Source organism: Lachnotalea sp. AF33-28 (assembly GCF_003477885.1).
Taxonomy (GTDB): Bacteria; Bacillota; Clostridia; order Lachnospirales; family Lachnospiraceae; genus AF33-28.
The window spans coordinates 1-372 of the sequence record NZ_QUEE01000036.1; the positions used below are offsets into that span (position 1 = coordinate 1).

General features: G+C 51.1%; 1 rRNA gene (only partly in view). It reads right to left on the reverse strand.

Features of this window, described 5'->3' with window-relative positions:
* Positions 1–59 precede the first annotated feature (59 nt).
* Positions 60–372: ribosomal RNA gene (locus tag DWZ56_RS22530) — 16S ribosomal RNA — on the reverse strand; its annotated part runs 1,142 nt beyond the window's last position; the annotation flags it as partial.

Genomic DNA, 372 nt, shown 5'->3' on the forward strand with positions numbered 1-372 from the left:
CTTCCGCTGCTTCTCTTGATAACTCAACAGTATATCCAACCCCTACTTCTCTTCCTTAGAAAGGAGGTGATCCAGCCGCACCTTCCGATACGGCTACCTTGTTACGACTTCACCCCAGTTATCAGTCCCACCTTCGACTGCTCCCTCCTTTCGGTTGGGTCACAGGCTTCGGGCGTTACTGACTCCCATGGTGTGACGGGCGGTGTGTACAAGACCCGGGAACGTATTCACCGCGACATTCTGATTCGCGATTACTAGCGATTCCAGCTTCATGTAGTCGAGTTGCAGACTACAATCCGAACTGAGACGTTATTTTTGAGATTCGCTCCTGGTCACCCTTTCGCTTCTCTTTGTTTACGCCATTGTAGCACG